The organism is Sinomicrobium sp., from assembly GCA_029266035.1.
Lineage (GTDB): Bacteria > Bacteroidota > Bacteroidia > Flavobacteriales > Flavobacteriaceae > Sinomicrobium.
Genome location: JAJUFH010000008.1, coordinates 1 through 14,962 on the forward strand (window position 1 = coordinate 1; position 14,962 = coordinate 14,962).

Sequence of the window (14,962 nt, forward strand, 5' to 3'; positions counted from 1 at the left end):
CTCTGATACTTTTAATTCTCCCTTTTCAATCTGACTTACCAAACTTAATTTTAAATCCAAGTCAAAAACTCGTCGGGTTCCTGATTTTTTCATGTTGTATTATCTTGCGAAAAAGGGCAACCTATTTCAGGCGTAGTCAGTGATTTTGTTTTTCTGTGTTTTTGTTTTTTCGTATTGTACGAACTATACTCCCGATATTTTCCAAGTTCGAAGCCTTTTCAGAAATAAGCTGAATTCCCACGGAATTGCGTTCGCGATAGCGAAAAGAGCATGGAGTGGGCATTCAGCTGGTTCGCCGGTGTGCCGGGGAAATTTCCTTAAAGGCTTCTTGACTTTTTGCTTCGTTTTGTGTCAAGACAAAATGAAGGAAGGGTTTTTGTTGACGCGGAGACTTGGTGATGAGTTATCACTCAATAACCCATTAACCCAATAACAATCCATTAGTTCATAGTTGTTTATTATGGCCTTACAACCTTATACAGGGCGATTAGTAGAACAGCGATATGACATAAACCAGACGCTGTAGAGACGCAAAATTTTGCGTCTCCCCCATAGACGAATTAGTGTGGTGAGATTTGTTGTTGATTAGTTCGTAGTTCTTAGTGTTTTTTTGTTTTTTTGTTTTGTACGACCTACATGTCGATATTTCCCAAACCCGAAGCCTTTTCAGAAATAAGCTTAATTCCCGCGGAATCGCGTTTGCAATAGCAAAAAGAGCGTGTAGCGGGAATTCAGCTGGTTTCCCGGTGTGCCGGGAAAATTTCCTCAAAGGCTTCTTGACTTTTTGCTTCGTTTTGTGTCAAGACAAAATGAAGAGAAATAATGTGTGGAGAAGGAATATTGTGCTGTTAAAGATTCTTTAATCTTGGGGAAAAATCTTTCCCAGCCGGGTTGGTAGGGACAAGCTCAGGTTTTGCAGCCGGAGTCTCTCGAATAGCACTAAGACTTGTAATATTGGGATAGTTAGGGTTTTCAAACCCTCCGTCATACCTCCAGTATGCCACCTCCTTTCGTCTGAAGGGAGGAGTTGATTGCAAATAGGGGGGAGAGTTTTCAGAACCACATTCTGTTTGTCAGTCAGCCTAATAAACCACCAACTAAGAACTAAAAAACTATTCCTATTACCCTTTATAAGCTAGCAATCTGAGTGCGTTGATGACGACCAATAATGTAGAGCCTTCGTGTAGGGCTACAGTGGAGCCGATTCCGGTAAATCCGATGATGGCCGAGGGGACGAGAAACAGCACCATACCCATACTGATCCACAGGTTTTGTCGGATGATCTTTTTGGATTTTCTACTCAGTGCTATCACAAAGGGAAGTTTTTCCAGTTTGTCGTTCATCAATGCGATATCTGCGGTTTCGAGGGCTACATCAGAACCCGCAGCTCCCATGGCTATACCTACGGTACTGTGTGCCATAGCCGGGGCATCGTTTACCCCGTCGCCTACCATGGCGATACGAGATTCTTCCCTGCGCAGTTTTTTGATAAGCTCTACTTTGTCTTCCGGAAGCAAATCGCCGTGGGCATCGGTAAGTCCGATCTGAGTGGCGATAGCATCTGCCACTCTCTGGTGGTCGCCGGTAAGCATAATCATTTTTTGAATTCCGATTCTCCTCAGCTTTTCAAGGGTTTCTCGCGCACTTTCTCTCGGACTGTCCATAAGGGTGATGATCCCTGTAAAAACACCCCTTTTATTCACAAGCATGGCGGTATGTCCTTCTTCTTGAAAGCTTGTTATCTGCTTCAGAACAGGTTTTGGAATCACCATTTTGGTCTCGTCTTTGAACAGAGCGAGGTTTCCTATGTAAACGGGCTCTCCTTCGTATACAGCCTTGATTCCTTTGCCTTGAATAGCCTCGATATCAGAAGCTTCGGGGATGTTTTTTGTCGCAGCCAAAGATAATTTTTCAGAGATGCCGGAAACTATGGCGCGAGCTAGGGGGTGGTCACTCTGTTTTTCTAAGGCAAGTACACAGTGGAGAAATGAGATTTCTTCTTCCTGATCAAAGGCGATTAGGTTGGTGATCTGTGGTTTTCCCTGGGTAAGGGTACCGGTTTTGTCGAGGGCTATTGCCGTCAAACTACCGAGGTTCTCTAGTGCCTTTCCTCCTTTGATGAGTACTCCGGATCGGGCAGCTCTCGCTACACCACTCAGCACAGCACTTGGCGTGGAAATAGCTAGAGCGCAAGGACTGGCAGCAACGAGTACGGTCATAGCTCGGTAGAAACTAGTGGAAAAAGCTTCGTCTATTACTAGAAAGGCAAAGCAAAGTACGACGACTAGAAGTATAACGGAGGGCACAAATACCTTCTCGAATTTTTTGGTAAAATGCTGGGTAGGTGATTGCTTCGATTCGGCTTCGTTCACCAGTTTTATCATACGCGACATGGTCGAATCTCGTGATAGTTTTAACACCTTTATTTCCAAGGCACCATTGCCGTTTACGGTACCGGCAAAAACCTTGTTTGGGGTGGGAATATTGGCGAAATCAGCGGTTTCTTTACCGCTTTCTACCGGATGTTTGTCTACCGCTATACTCTCACCGGTAATAGGGCTTTGATCTACACTGCTTTTCCCTCCCACAACAAGCCCGTCTGCTGCGATTCTGCTATTGGGTTTTACTATGATGATATCGCCTATCTCGAGTTGCTCTATGGGTATTTCTTCTATAGTGTCATTTCTCTTCACCACGGCTTTTTTTGGAGATAAGTTTCCCAAGGCTTTGATGGAGTTTCTCGCTTTGTTCATGGCATAGTGTTCCAAAGCGTGGCCCAGGCTAAAGAGAAAGAGCAGCAATGCTCCTTCGGTCCACTTACCGATAACAGCCGCTCCTACGGCGGCGACAATCATAAGGAAGTCTATTTCAAATCCGCCGCGGATTATTTTTTCAATCGCTTCTTTCAGGGCGAAATATCCTCCGAAAAAATAGGCTGAGATACAACAGTACAGGGCGTAATCGCTTTGTGGAACAAATTTGTCTAACAGGTAAGCCGCAAGTAGAAATACTCCGCAGAGGATGGAAAATACGAGCTCGGTATTTTTGCCGAATACACCGCTGTGTTCGTGATGACATCCGGTGTGATGGGTATGTGACTGCATCTTGTTGTCTTTTTAGGAATCCGGGTGGTGTCGGATTGATTTACGAACCAAAATTAGGAGATAAAAGATGTAACCCGGTTGCAAAGTTCAGATGTCAGAATACGGAGTAAAGCCGATAGGAAATTTTTAAGGTGTGTTCTCTCGACAGGAAGGGCAGCGTCCTTTGATAATTACTGCCACGCTGTTTACGGCGTGGTCTTCGGGGAATTGCAACAGGGATATTTTGGTTTCTTCAAGGCAATAGGTAGCACTGCACTTCTCGCATACAAAATGAGGGTGAGTATGAGTGTGTTCTTCTGCAGCGCAGTACGGGCTACACAGGGCGTATTTTACGGCATCACTGTCGGTGTCAATCGCGTGTATGATGCCGTGTTTTTCAAAAGTTTTGAGGGTACGATATATCGTGGCCTTGTCGACGGTATCTAACAATATCTGCAGTTCGGAAAGGCTTTTTGCATTGTGGTCTTTGCACAGTTGTTCCAGGGTGAGCATTCGCACCGGGGTGGCCTTAACGCCTTTTCTTTCTATGAATGAGACCCACTTTTCAAACAAGACGATATATTTTTTTAAGCTACAACCATTGATCCCAAGGGATTCTAGCGAGTAGTAGGACGAGACCGAGGGTATAGAAAAAGGCTATTTTTCCGAATTTTCCCTTTGCATTCTCTATTTTTTTGTGTTTCGACCATCCTATGGTAATGAGTATAATAGCGAGGATGTTGGTAAGAGGATGTTCGACCAGTAAAAGCCTTGCCAGTTCGTTTTTCATCACTCCTCCAACTCCGAGTTCGGACCAGAGTGAAAATCGTTCGGAAACGAAGTACAAAACTAAACCGATAAGGAATTGTATATGTGTAAAAATAAGTGCAAAAAGACTTATGCGGAGGTCTTTGCCCATGATGTAGGGTTTGCTGTTGAAATAGCCCATAATCGCGTTGATAGCAGCGATGACTAGCATGGCAAGAGTGAGGTATGCCCAGTAAGAGTGTAAGGTTTGAACGATGCCCATGTCTTTGTTTTTAAGTTTTATCAAAAGTAGTGATTTTTGAGATAAAGACGGGTGGTAAGGGGATATAAAAAAACCCCACCCGAAGGTGAGGTTTTTATACATTGTAAAGTTGCGATTAGTTAAACTTATACCTAACGCCAACTTGTAGTTGCCAAGTTTCGTTGTAGTTGTAGTAGTAATCGTAAGATTTTGTTGGGTAATCTCCATTAACTGTTGGGAAAGAGTAAGTAGGCTCGTTGTCGGCATTTACTCCTTCATAAGTTAAGACAGCGCTATTGTTGGATATGCTATTTGATTTTCTAACACCCCATTTGCTGTTGATAAGGTTTCCTATGTTGAGGAAGTCTAAGCTCAATTGCAAGGTGTTTGTAGATTCACCGATCTTGAAGTAGTACTCTCTCAGTAATCTAAGGTCGAATTTGTGAACCCAAGGAGCGCGAGCAGCATAGGCCTCTGCGTATTCTCCTTTGTGTTTTTTCAAATATTTATCCTGCTCCATAAAGTCGAAGAACGCATCTTCATCAGCTTGACTCACAAAGTTGATGTCTCCTCTTCCTTTTGGAATATAGATCAAATCTGTTCCGATACCATCTCCGTTCATATCGTTGGTGTAGGTGTAGCTATTTCCAAAAGGAGAATATCCAGAATAGAACAAACTCACGAAGGTAGATGATTTTAAGAAGTCGTTAGACCAAGGTAATTTATAAGAAGCAGAAGCGATAACTCTACTCGGAATTACGTATTGTGAACGTTGGAGTTTAGGCAAATGAGGTCCGTTTACTTGGATAAGTCCGTTATAAGCGGAGGCCGCGTTACTACCTGGCATACCTGAAATCTCTTTAGATTCGGTATAGGTATAAGAAGCCATTAAATTCAAGTCTTTTACCGGCTCAGCATTCAAAGTGATGTTCCCTATAGCTCCCCAACCTTCATTGGTGTTAGACAGCATATATGCAGCTCTATCCTGGTAAGAAATAGTAGAGAGATCAGAAGGATACATATAGCGGTTGTCGGGTCCGCTAAAACGCTCCCATGAATCGTCGGGCTGCATAAGGTTGTAGTTCTTGAGCATCACACCGTTTAAGGTTTTGGTGTAAATACCTTCTAAAGTCACCGAGAATGGGAATTTAGTAGGGATTTGATAGTCGAAAGCCAAAGAAGTTTTCCACACTTGTGGCATTTTGAAGTTGGGATCTACACCGTTGATATCACGTGGCAAAACACCATCTTCAGGAGTAATGGTATTGGGTAATCCCAACCTGTCTATCATTTCGTTTACGTCTGTAATCATCGGGCCCGCCAAATCTGCCAAGGCAGGATGTGCAACATTTACAGAACCGTCTGCATTATAGGTAGTGGTAGCGGCATAACTTCCTTGCACCATACCGGAGTTGGTAGGCATATTGGTGAAGAATACCAAAGGCAATCTTCCGGAGAAGATACCGGTTCCACCTCGGAGTTTCATAGACTGGTCTCCTTTTATATCCCAGATAAATCCTGCTCTTGGTGAGATTTGAACATTGGCATCCGGCCAACTACCAGTATCTATATGTCTACCTGCGAAATCCAAATCGTAGATGGCATTGTTTCTGAGTATATTGTCTTCGTATTTTAAGTAATCTGCACGAAGACCTACAGAGAGTTTAAACTTGCTGTTAATATCCCATTCGTCTTGAAGATATATTCCAAACTGGTTGAAAGCAACCTCTGCGGTAGGATCGGTTTCTCCATCATAACCGTAAGTTACGGCGAAGTCTCTCGGAGCGGCTTGATTGAGGAAGTCCTCCAAGCTGGCGTATCGGTAATACCCTGTACCGTTTCTCATATAGGAGTTGTTTGCCATTTGGTGCTCATAGCTCAAACCTGCAGTAATTTTGTGCTTGTCTGCGTAGTAAGTGAGGTTGTCAACAATGGTCAAAATATTGTTGTTTACCCCATTATTCCAAGTAAACAGTTCGTAACCTGCAGACATATAGGGCTCTATATTTTGAGTGCCATCAGCGTTCAATCCATTCATGATGTCGATGAAGGGGAAGGGCGATGAGTTTGTACCACGCATATCTTCTATTTTGGTATAAGTGGCCAAAAACTGATTCGAAATTTTGTCTGAGAATCTACTGTTTAAGTCGAAAGATACTGAGTTTACAATATTATTCATCGAGTACGTAGAATTGGAGAAGGCCATGGAGTACTGTGAAATACGATCCATAGTTCTATTTCGGTATCCGGCATCTGTAGAGTTTCCGTTTGTAGGGTTCCACGCCTCATTTTTAGTGTAGTTGTATCGAACGCTCAATTTGTGTGCGTCATTGATGTTCCAATCCAGACGGATCAACAATTTTTTGTTGGTTTCGTCCGCAGGATAGCTGTCATACGATCCGGGATCGTAACCGTAATTGTCGATCAAATGGTTTCTTACGGTTTCCATATCGGCAATACTGGTACGAGAACGCATTAAATCCAAGTCTGCAACTCCGTCTTCTGAAGGTCTCCAATCTACAACTTGCCCTGGTATTTTTACAGTTTCAGCATTGACAAAAAAGAATAATTTATCTTTTATAATAGGTCCGCCAACAGTGGCTCCAATAGTAGTTGTAGATGCTTTCGGACGCTCTCCGAAGTCGGTGTCTCCAATTCTGTTACCACGCATATCCTGATTGGTATACAAGGTGTATACAGAACCTTTAAAAGTGTTGGTTCCCGACTTTGTAATGGCGTTGATACCACCACCGATAAAGTTAGTCTGACGTACGTCGAATGGAGAAACAACTACTTGAACTTCTTCGATAGCGTCTAATGAGATGGGGTTTCCACCACCAGGCAAGTTAGCACTCAAACCAAAGTTGTTGTTGAAGTTGGCCCCATCTATAGTAAAGTTGGTCGAACGTCCGTCTCCGCCCGACATACTCATGCCGTTGGCATAAGGAGAAACACGAGCCATATCTGCAATACTCCTGCTGATAGTAGGCAGTGCAGTCATTTGCTCGTTGGAAATGTTGGTAGCGGCTCCGGTTTTTTGGGCTGAAAATTTTCCCCTTTGTGCGGTGAGAATTACCTGGTCTAACTCCATGCTTTCCTGAGTTAAAACCACATTGTGGATAAAGGATGCACCCAATCCAATAGTGATGTTTTTGGTAACATTGGTGCCGTATCCCATATAGGATATCTCTACGGTATACGGTCCGCCTACACGCATCCCGGGCAGTGTATAGCGCCCGTCTTCGTTAGTAACGGCGCCATAAGTAGTTCCGGAAGGGGTGTGCGTTGCGACAACGGACGCACCCATAAGCGGTCCGAGATCATCTGTAACCTGCCCGTTAATACTGGACGTAGTTACCTGCGCAAAGGTAGTTGTTGCCACAAGAGCAAAAACTACCGTAAAAAACACATTGTAAATTGTCTTCATCTGTGAGATTTATAAAAGATTTAGTTATGCAAAATTGATGTATCTGCCTATATTGAATATTAAGTCAATGTTAAATAAGTTAACATTCAAGTGTTTTAACGCTTCTCATAAAATTACTCATTAAATAAGTGGGTTTACTTGTGGAAAGTTTAATTTTTACACATATTTATTAACATAATTTTGTGATGAAAAGTTGTATCTATAACAAAACTTCCATAACTGAGCTCAAAAAGAGGTGCTGTGAGTGTTGTGCAATGTTAAAAAGTATGCTGTTTATTGTTTGGAGGTAAAATATTTTAGTAGTTGTGTGGTAGAACTGTCGTGTACTGTATTTTCCGGATGATCTATATCGTTTAAGATGGTATTGGCCAGTTGTTTTCCGAGTTCTACCCCCCACTGATCGTAGCTGAAGATATTCCAAACAACTCCTTGAACAAATATCTTGTGCTCGTAGAGGGCGATAAGCGCTCCGAGACTTTTGGGGGTAAGCTGGTCTATGAGTATAGTGTTGGTGGGTTTATTGCCTTCAAACACTTTAAAGGGAAGCAGTTGGTCGATCTCCTCTTGGGCTGTTCCCTTGGCTTTAAATTCGGCGATGACCTCTGCTTTGGTTTTTCCGTTGAGCAGCGCCTCGGTTTGGGCAAAGAAGTTGGCCATGAGTTTGTTGTGGTGACTGCTGTCTCCGTGTAGTGACTTTGCAAAACCGATAAAATCTGCAGGAATAAGTTTGGTTCCCTGGTGAATAAGCTGAAAGAAAGCGTGTTGCGAATTTGTTCCTGGCTCTCCCCAAATCAGGGTTCCCGTCTGGTAGTTTACCCGGTGACCGCTTCGGTCTACGCTCTTTCCGTTACTCTCCATAATTCCCTGTTGCAGATATGCTGAAAAGCGGTTTAAATATTGTGTATAGGGAATGATAGCCTCGCTTTCGGCTCCGTAAAAATTGTTGTACCACAGGCTGATAAGCGCCAAAATGACAGGGATATTTTTTTCAAACTCTTCCGATCTGAAATGCTCGTCCATTTTTCTAGCACCTTCCAATAGTTGTTCGAAGTGTTCATAACCTACAGCCAGAGCTATAGAGAGGCCTACAGCGCTCCACAGTGAGAAGCGCCCACCTACCCAATCCCACATAGGGAACACATTTTCATCGGCAATACCAAATTCTGTTATTTTGGGAAGATTGGTCGATACGGCAACAAAATGCTTAGCGATATCCTCTTGAGAGCCGTGTTTTAGGAACCAGTTTTTTATAGTATTGGCATTGCTGAGTGTTTCCTGGGTTGTAAAGGTTTTTGATACTACGACAAAGAGCGTAGTTTCAGGATTGAGGCCTTTTAGGCTTTCGTAAACGTGATCGCCGTCTACGTTGCTCACAAAATGTACTCGTAGGTGATTGTTATAAAATTTCAAGGCTTCGACCACCATGGCGGGTCCTAAGTCTGAACCTCCAATACCGATATTGACCACATCGGTAAACGCCTTTCCGGTATATCCCTTTTTTTCGCCTGAAATGACAGCCTCGCTAAATGTCTTTATCTTTTTTCTCACCTCTTGTATTTCGGGTACGATATTTACCTCGTCTACCCTGATATCTGCACTTTCCGAAGCGCGAAGTGCGGTGTGGAGCACTGCGCGGTTTTCGGTTTCATTAATAAGATCACCCGAAAAATATTTTTGTATAGCATCTTTCAGTTGTACCTCTTCCGCCAATGCCAAAAGCAGACTTAAAGTCTCTTCCGAAATGCGATTTTTGGAGTAATCGACAAAAAAATCGTTCCATTGTACCGCAAACTTAGAAGCTCTTTCGGGATCGGTTTCAAAGAGAGACTTCATTTCAGTGTTGCGAGTTTCTCGGTAGTGATCTGCCAGTTTTTTCCAGGTCTGAGTTTGAATAGGGTTTATTTTCGGTAAAGGCATTGTCAATACGTTATTAAAAGGTTTGGGTGCAGAAGGATCCTATTCGGCAGAGGTGATCAATTTTTCTTGATCCTCTTCAAAAATAATATTGTCCAGTCTCGACTTGAGTGGCTCTATATATGTCAGATAACTGTCTTTGAGTTCTTTTTTGATCGGCTCGGCAGAGGGGAGGTCCTGTTTGTAGGGATCTACCTGTTTTCCGTTTTTCCAGAAGCGGTAGCACACATGCGGACCGGTAGCCAGACCGGTGCTTCCCACATAACCTATCACTTCGCCTTGTTTTACGTATTGTCCTACTTTGGCAGCTCGCTTCGACATGTGTAGGTATTGTGTTTCGTAAGTGCTGTTGTGTCTTATTTTTACATAATTCCCATTGCCGGAAGTGTAGCTCGATTTGGTAACGGTGCCGTTGGCTGTAGCTTTGATAGGAGTGCCGTGCGGGGCGGCATAGTCGGTTCCGAGGTGGGCTTTCCAACGCTTTTGTACGGGATGGAAACGTCTCGGATTATATCGGGAGGAAATCCTGCTGTATTCCAGAGGAGCCTTTAAGAACGCTCTGCGAAGCGTATTGGCCTTCTCGTCGTAATAATCGCTTACCTTGTTTACAGAGTCGGTTTGGAATTTGAAAGAGTAAAAGGGTTTTTTGTTGTGTTCAAAATAGGCGGCCTTTACATTTCCAATGCCCGCGTAGATGGTGTCGTCTATATATTTTTCTTCAAAGATAATCTTAAACCGATCTCCGCTCTGAAGTCTGAAAAAATCGACAGTCCAAGCGTAAATATTAGAGAGTTCGTATGCGACTTGGTAATCTAACTTCTGATCCATGATGGCTTCAGAGAGCGAGCTGGTGATAACCCCTGAGGCTTCTCGTTCTACTACAGTGACCGGTTTTTTGTCTTTGTAAGCCTGTATGGAATCGGCAAAGTTGATCACTACATAATCTACCTTGTTGGGTTGATATATAAAGCACTGTGGTGTTTGTAAGGAGTCTTTGCTAAAGAGCAGGGTGTAGGGCTTGCCTACGCGGAGCCCTCTCACTATGTCGTAAGTGTCTTTGGCAACCTCGGTAATCTGATACACCTTGCTGTAATCTAGGTTGTTACTGGCGAGGATTTCCCCAAAGCTATCACCCGATTTTACAGTGTCACGGCGAACGATATAGTCGTTGAGGTTAAACCCGAATTCTGTAATTTCAATAGGCTCTGAAACTTCTCTCTCTACAGTTTCTACATTTTTTTCCTTCTCCTTTTTGCAGGCCATAAAAGTGATGACCAATGCAAGCAAAGCAACTTTTTTCAACATTAGTTTCTCGAGTTTTCCGGATTAAATCTGTGCTCCACCCATTCTTTTCCCCAATCTTCCCTTTCATCTTTGCTCCAAATTTCAGGAAAAAAGATGATTTTCTGAAATCCCGGAGGTAAAAATTCCCTCCAGTTGGTTCCACCTGAGGCTGCTATAGTAGTGTCGTCTTTTCTGAGGTATCGATACGCAGATCCCAGATGTACCAGAGGCCAGTTTACATTGGCATTGGTATCTAGTGACTTCATGCTCTCTATAATCTCCGGTCTGTTCCGATCTTCCAGAGGTAGCTGAAGGAATTTGTCGTATATGGTGGCATTTTTTACCACACTTGATATTCTCATAAATCTCGGAGTATAGCGATATTCAAACTGTTTGAGCGTAAGTGTCTTTTCTCTGGTGTCTTTGTCGGTTGCGCCTTTTTTCCAGTAGATGTTTTCATAGAGTACTTCTGTAGGCGTATCGGAAGAAAAGCGATCTCTTACTGAATGATGTACCAAATTTTCCATAGGAGTGGCATACAACTCTATCATTCTGTATTGGGCCGATTGGAAACCACTGGCGGGCAGCAGCGACATGCGGAATTGCATGAATTGTTCGGGGTCCATTCCGTGAACCATAACTTCAAACGAGGTGATAAGCGCCTTGAAGTAACGATTTATGCGGTCTATCTTTTTTATAAAAAAATCTGCGTCCTGCAGTTTGTCGTCTACGATTTGTTTTTGCTCGTGTATGATTAGCTTAAAGTAGAGCTCGGTAATCTGGTGATACATGATGAAGATCTCTTCATCGGGAAAGTGAGTGCGGGGAACTTGAAGGCTGAGCAGGGTGTCCAGTTGTACGTAGTCCCAATAAGTGAGATAGCGCTGGTGTAGCAGTCCGTCGAGATAGGCTCCAAGATCCTGTCCGGAATTCTTGTACTTTTCTTCTAATTTGTGAATTCTTTCCGCAATTTCTGGTTTTATTTCCATGATTTTAATCTGCTACTACTTTGAACGGGTGTTTCAAGCCTTTGAACTCCTCGAGATCCGCCTTGATAGAACCTACCTTCAACTCGGCTTTGATGCGAAGAGGAACCTTGTTGTCGTCGTCAGTAACCCAGAGCGTAAGGCTTTCTTTCTCCTTAAAAACCCTTCCTGCCTGAACGTAGGGGCGAAACTTGATACACGAAATTTTGCCAAATTTAGTCTTTAATACTTCTTTCCCCAAGAACTTGAGCTTAAACTTGAAGGTTTTATCATCGTCATAAAGCAGGTTGAGTTCCTTTTCGAGGCCTTGCTGCATGTCTTCGGAGGTGAAGTGGTTGCGTAAAAAATACACCGCAGAGAGCAGATCGTGAATGTCGCTATCCACTGCAATGGTGGTTGTTTTCTTATGTTTTTTATTGTTTACTATAGCTTGCCCTGAGGCGTAATCGAAATCTATCTGCAAATCTTTGGTATACCCCCCTTCGTCTATCTGACGGATAAAGCGGTAAGGATGTCCGCTGTCTCTGTCAAAATAACTCTCGTAATTGTCGTCCACTTTGAAAAACAGTCTAGCCAGTCCGGTAGTGCGCCCTTTGCCTACAACGTGAAATACCTGTTTTCCTTCAAAGGATTCTTCCTCAATTTCCAATGTGGCATAGCTCGCATTAAAGATACCGTAATGTACGCGGTACTGCAACCATTCGCCAGATGCAAAGGCATTGTGTTGTGCATTGGCGGTAACCAAGAGACAACAAACTATGAAGGTTAAGATGTGAGTTCTCATATACGGGCCAAAAATTATCTGTAAAAATAATAAAATGTTGCCACAATGCCAGAAAAACAACAGGCTATTAATTTTGATCGAAAGTTGTGAAATATTGTTTTGAGCCGTGATTACACACAACGAGGGTATAGCGTTTGTGCCGTTGAAAGAGAAAGGGGTATAAAAAACGAAAGGCCCGGATATCTCCAGGCCTTTCAATTAACCAACCAAAACTTTAAATTATGAAAACTTTACTTAAAGTTACAAAAGGGCACCACCCCTTTTGCTGAAGCAAAGATATGTCAGAAAAACACAATTGGAAATGCTTTTAAGAAACTTTAACGCAAAGGGGGGCAAAACAATAGTTTTTGTTAACGAAATTTAGTTTATCCGCAAAGAAAAACGATGCAAATTAACATGTTGTTATACTTTGTCAAGCCGCGTTATATAAGGGTTAATCTACGAAAACGTTTTCGTAGATTTGACGGAGATCAATTTGTGTTGAAACCCTAAATCGAAAAGCGGATTTTGAATTTCAAAAATAGCGTTTTTGAGGAAAATAACCGTGCTAAATCGTCTGTTTTTTAAGCCTGTGCTGTGCTGCTTTTTTATACCTTTGACTTATGTCATTACCTGAAAAACTATACAGGAGATTAAAAGATCGTGAAGAACACAATGCAATCCGGTCTTTGCCCCTACTTTTGGAAGGAGTGGATTTTTATTCTAACGATTACCTCGGACTTTCGAAAAACACTTCTCTCTTTTATCGGGCAGCTGATCTCGTAGAACGGCTCGGTAGACCTCAAAATGGAGGAACGGGTTCGCGACTTTTGTCGGGAAATCACGCCTGTTATGGCAGGGTAGAAGAAAAACTTGCCAAATTTCACAAGGCAGAAGCCGCTTTGGTGTTCAATTCGGGCTATGATGCCAATATCGGATTGTTTTCCAGTGTGCTTCAACGCGGTGATGTGGTGTTGTACGACGAATTGATACACGCCAGTATACGCGATGGGATACGTATGGGGCAGGGAAAGGGCTTTCGGTTTAAGCACAACGATATAGACGACTTGGAATCGCGTATTCGAAGGGTGAAAAACAATGCGGAACAACCCGTCGAAGGACATCTGTTTATTGTAACCGAGTCGGTGTTTTCTATGGATGGCGATATTCCTAACCTGGATAAGATGACCGCGCTTGCCGAACAGTATGGTGCATTTTTGATAGTAGACGAGGCTCATGCGATAGGGGTTTTTGGGCAGAGAGGAGAAGGATTGGTACAGGAACTCGACTTGCAAGACAGGGTATTTGCTCGTATTGCAACCTTCGGAAAGGCGGTAGGATGTCATGGCGCAGCTGTGCTGGGTTCAAATAGGTTAAAGGATTATCTCATCAATTTTGCACGTAGTTTTATATACACTACAGCTATGCCTCCTCATGCCCTAGCTGCGATTATGGTTGCTTATGACGAGATGACAGCAGCTGTGCGAAACGCCTTGATACACAATGTCGATTTCTTCCGAAGGCAGGTAGAAGTATTACAGCTGTCGTCCTGTTTTATAGAAAGTCGCTCTGCGGTACACTGCTGTGTGATTCCTGGAAACGACAGGGTGAAACACTTGGCACAGGAGCTGGAGAGACAGGGCTTTTTAGTTAAACCCATATTGTCGCCCACAGTACCTGAAGGTAGGGAACGACTGCGTTTTTGTCTTCACAGCTATAATACAGAAGAAGAGATCTCGACAGCCCTGCATCTGCTTTCTGAATTGCGTAAAAAAATTTAAACATGAAAAAGAAATTTTTTATTACCGGAATATCTACCGAAGTAGGTAAGACCGTAGTGTCGGCTGTGGTAGTCGAGGCGCTAAAGGCCGATTACTGGAAGCCCGTACAGGCGGGTGATCTGGATTATTCAGACACACATAAGCTGTCTGCGCTTATTTCCAATTCAACAACAAAAACTTACCCCAATGCCTATGCGCTGAATACGCCTATGAGTCCGCATGCGGCTGCCGATATAGATGGAGTACACATAGATGTAGGGGCAATATCGGAACCCCAAACTGACAACCATCTGGTGATTGAAGGTGCGGGTGGGGTGTTGGTGCCCTTAAATGAAAAGGATACCATTGCAGATCTAATCAGGCCAGACCATAAGGTGCTTTTGGTCTCGAGAAATTATCTGGGAAGTATTAATCATACATTGCTGACAGTAGAAGCACTGAAGCGTAGAAATGCGGATATAGCGGGAATTGTTATCAGTGGAGCAGAAAACCCGTCGACCGAATCCATTATTGAAAAAATGAGTGGAATCCCCATAGTTTTTCGCATATCAGAAGAGAAGCACTTTGATCGAGAGGTAGTGCGCAACTATGCTTCCCGGTTTTTGCCAGTGCTCGAAAGACTGTGAGGTTGGGGTTGATTAGTTCATAGTTCTTAGTTTGTAGTTTTTTAGTTTTAGGAGCATTGTCATCACGAGGAAGCAACCCTAGGAGCTGA

General features: G+C 43.2%; 10 protein-coding genes. 2 read left to right on the forward strand and 8 right to left on the reverse strand.

From position 1 onward, the window contains the following. Nucleotides 1-1,121: 1,121 nt before the first annotated feature. The 8 genes from ACYZZR_RS05790 to ACYZZR_RS05825 all read right to left on the reverse strand — a co-directional run bounded on the left by ACYZZR_RS05790 (nt 1,122) and on the right by ACYZZR_RS05825 (nt 12,487). Nucleotides 1,122-3,104 carry a heavy metal translocating P-type ATPase gene (locus ACYZZR_RS05790; protein ID WP_461533050.1) on the reverse strand — a complete coding sequence of 661 codons (1,983 nt, stop codon included), beginning with the start codon at nt 3,102-3,104 and terminating at the stop codon, nt 1,122-1,124. Between the two features lie 126 nt (nt 3,105-3,230). Then, nucleotides 3,231-3,656 carry a Fur family transcriptional regulator gene (locus tag ACYZZR_RS05795; protein WP_461533051.1) on the reverse strand — a complete coding sequence of 142 codons (426 nt, stop codon included), beginning with the start codon at nt 3,654-3,656 and terminating at the stop codon, nt 3,231-3,233. A 19-nt stretch (nt 3,657-3,675) separates the two neighbouring features. Continuing rightward, nucleotides 3,676-4,113 (reverse strand): hypothetical protein, encoded by a 438-nt coding sequence (locus ACYZZR_RS05800; RefSeq protein ID WP_461533117.1) that lies wholly within the window; start codon nt 4,111-4,113, stop codon nt 3,676-3,678. Nucleotides 4,114-4,228: 115 nt separating this feature from the next. Further along, nucleotides 4,229-7,519, reverse strand: a complete 3,291-nt coding sequence (locus tag ACYZZR_RS05805; RefSeq protein WP_461533052.1) for a TonB-dependent receptor — start codon at nt 7,517-7,519, stop codon at nt 4,229-4,231. Between the two features lie 273 nt (nt 7,520-7,792). After that, the gene (gene pgi, locus ACYZZR_RS05810) at nt 7,793-9,436 is read right to left on the reverse strand and encodes a glucose-6-phosphate isomerase (RefSeq protein ID WP_461533053.1); all 1,644 of its coding nucleotides are present in this window, start codon (nt 9,434-9,436) and stop codon (nt 7,793-7,795) included. Between the two features lie 39 nt (nt 9,437-9,475). Further along, nucleotides 9,476-10,738, reverse strand: a complete 1,263-nt coding sequence (locus ACYZZR_RS05815; protein ID WP_461533054.1) for a peptidoglycan DD-metalloendopeptidase family protein — start codon at nt 10,736-10,738, stop codon at nt 9,476-9,478. Beyond that, entirely contained in the window at nt 10,738-11,706 is a 969-nt protein-coding gene (locus ACYZZR_RS05820) for a tryptophan 2,3-dioxygenase family protein (protein ID WP_461533055.1), read from the reverse strand. Before ACYZZR_RS05820 ends, ACYZZR_RS05815 begins: the two co-directional genes overlap by 1 nt. 4 nt (nt 11,707-11,710) lie before the next feature. After that, entirely contained in the window at nt 11,711-12,487 is a 777-nt protein-coding gene (locus tag ACYZZR_RS05825) for a DUF3108 domain-containing protein (RefSeq protein WP_461533056.1), read from the reverse strand. Between the two features lie 602 nt (nt 12,488-13,089). On the opposite strand from ACYZZR_RS05825, the gene ACYZZR_RS05830 reads away from it, so the two are divergent. After that, nucleotides 13,090-14,247 carry an aminotransferase class I/II-fold pyridoxal phosphate-dependent enzyme gene (locus ACYZZR_RS05830; protein ID WP_461533057.1) on the forward strand — a complete coding sequence of 386 codons (1,158 nt, stop codon included), beginning with the start codon at nt 13,090-13,092 and terminating at the stop codon, nt 14,245-14,247. A 2-nt stretch (nt 14,248-14,249) separates the two neighbouring features. Next, entirely contained in the window at nt 14,250-14,873 is a 624-nt protein-coding gene (bioD, locus tag ACYZZR_RS05835; protein ID WP_461533058.1) for a dethiobiotin synthase, read from the forward strand. Nucleotides 14,874-14,962: the final 89 nt, after the last annotated feature.

Coding starts and splice junctions, on each gene's coding strand:
- ACYZZR_RS05790 (WP_461533050.1), bottom strand. CDS start 3,104: ATGCAGTCACATACCCATCACACCGGATGTCATCACGAACACAGCGGT.
- ACYZZR_RS05800 (WP_461533117.1), bottom strand. CDS start 4,113: ATGGGCATCGTTCAAACCTTACACTCTTACTGGGCATACCTCACTCTT.
- ACYZZR_RS05805 (WP_461533052.1), bottom strand. CDS start 7,519: ATGAAGACAATTTACAATGTGTTTTTTACGGTAGTTTTTGCTCTTGTG.
- pgi (WP_461533053.1), bottom strand. CDS start 9,436: ATGCCTTTACCGAAAATAAACCCTATTCAAACTCAGACCTGGAAAAAA.
- ACYZZR_RS05815 (WP_461533054.1), bottom strand. CDS start 10,738: ATGTTGAAAAAAGTTGCTTTGCTTGCATTGGTCATCACTTTTATGGCC.
- ACYZZR_RS05820 (WP_461533055.1), bottom strand. CDS start 11,706: ATGGAAATAAAACCAGAAATTGCGGAAAGAATTCACAAATTAGAAGAA.
- ACYZZR_RS05825 (WP_461533056.1), bottom strand. CDS start 12,487: ATGAGAACTCACATCTTAACCTTCATAGTTTGTTGTCTCTTGGTTACC.
- ACYZZR_RS05830 (WP_461533057.1), top strand. CDS start 13,090: ATGTCATTACCTGAAAAACTATACAGGAGATTAAAAGATCGTGAAGAA.
- bioD (WP_461533058.1), top strand. CDS start 14,250: ATGAAAAAGAAATTTTTTATTACCGGAATATCTACCGAAGTAGGTAAG.